1 protein-coding gene is annotated in these 1,449 nt (G+C 58.5%); it reads right to left on the bottom strand.

Annotated features, from left to right (window positions below; genetic code table 11):
* Window positions 1-31: 31 nt before the first annotated feature.
* Window positions 32-1,398, bottom strand: a protein-coding gene (locus AC3WRI_RS32840; protein ID WP_492295010.1) for an IS3 family transposase whose coding sequence is annotated in 2 segments (ribosomal slippage) — window positions 32-921 and window positions 921-1,398 — 1,368 coding nt in all. Because the reading frame shifts where the segments join, the coding sequence is not laid out codon by codon here.
* Window positions 1,399-1,449: the final 51 nt, after the last annotated feature.

Raw genomic sequence — 1,449 nt, 5'->3', positions numbered from 1 at the left:
TGAACTGACCCCGTAAAGTTGGACGGGTAAGTTAGGCCGCCAAGGGCTGAGTCCTGTATTGCACGGGGCTCAGCCCTTTTAGTTTGAGCTTGATGCGGTCGTGATTGTAGTACCGGATGTATTCGGCTATGCCTTTGCGCAGTTGGTCGATATCGGAGAAGCGCTCAAGCCGGAAGCACTCTGACTTGAGCGTGCCGAAGAAGCTTTCCATGGCCGCGTTGTCCAGGCAATTGCCCTTGCGAGACATGCTCTGATGCAGGCCTCGTGCGGCCAGTTTGTGGCGGTACGCCGCCATTTGGTAGGCCCAGCCCTGATCCGAGTGCAGCAAAGGGGATTCCTCTGGCCGCAGTCTTCGCAATGCCTTGTCGAGCATCTTCTGGATCAGTGCGAAGTCAGGTCGTTCGCTGGTTTGCCAAGCGATGATCTCCCCGTTGTATAGGTCCAGGACGGGCGAGAGATACAGCTTCTTGCCACCTACGTTGAACTCGGTCACGTCCGTCACCCACTTCTCGTTCGGTTTGCTCGCCTCGAACTGGCGCTGAAGCAGATTGGGGGCGACTCGCCCCACCTGACCTCGGTACGAGCGGTACTTCTTGGGCCGCACGAGCGACTTCAACCGCAACGCCGACATCAGCCGTTGCACGGTCTTGTGATTGATCAACGTCCCCGTCTGACGCAGCGTCGCCGTAATCCGGCGGTAGCCATATCGGCCCTTGTGCTCGGCATACACACGTTGGATGCGCTCCTTGAGTTCCTCGTGACGATCTCCGGCCTTGCTTGCCGTGAGCTGGTAGTAGAACGTGCTGCGCGCCAGAGCGGCGATCTTGAGCAGGATTGGCAGCGGGTGGTGCTCGCGCAAAGCGTTCACGACTTGCGCTTTTTCTTTAGCGCCGCTTGCTCCTTGGCCCGGAGCAGGGCATCCAACTTTTTTAGATACGCCACCTCCGCGCGCAGATACTCGTTTTCCTTGAGCAGATCTTCACGGGAACGTCCGTCTTGGGGCGGCTCGGGAGTGGGTTGGGCAGGCTGTTTGGACTCGGACATGTTGGGTGGCCGGCCTTTGCGGCGCGGCATGAGGGCTTCGAAACCGCCCTCATGATACTGGCGCTCCCAACGGCTGACTCCGCGGGTATCGCGCAAGTCGAAGAGGGAACTTGTCTGAGCGTAGGACAACTCGTGGCGCCACATATGCTGCAGCACCGTCAGCTTGAACTCGGCGCCAAACGCCTCACGCTTCTTGCGTAGCCCGGCCTCTCCATGGTGCTGCCACGCACCAATCCAGCGTCGCACGATCGAATGACCAATCCCATGCTTCTGACTCAGCGCACGGATCCCAATCCCCCCAGACAAATATTCCTGAACTACCTTGCGCTTGAACGCCTCGTCGTACTTCGTCATGAAAAACACCCCAAAGATTGGATCAACGTCCAACTTTTGGGGTGCAGTTCA

The sequence above is a fragment of the Cupriavidus sp. FW305-27 genome (assembly GCF_058787995.1).
This window is presented reverse-complemented; position numbering and strand designations above follow the sequence as displayed.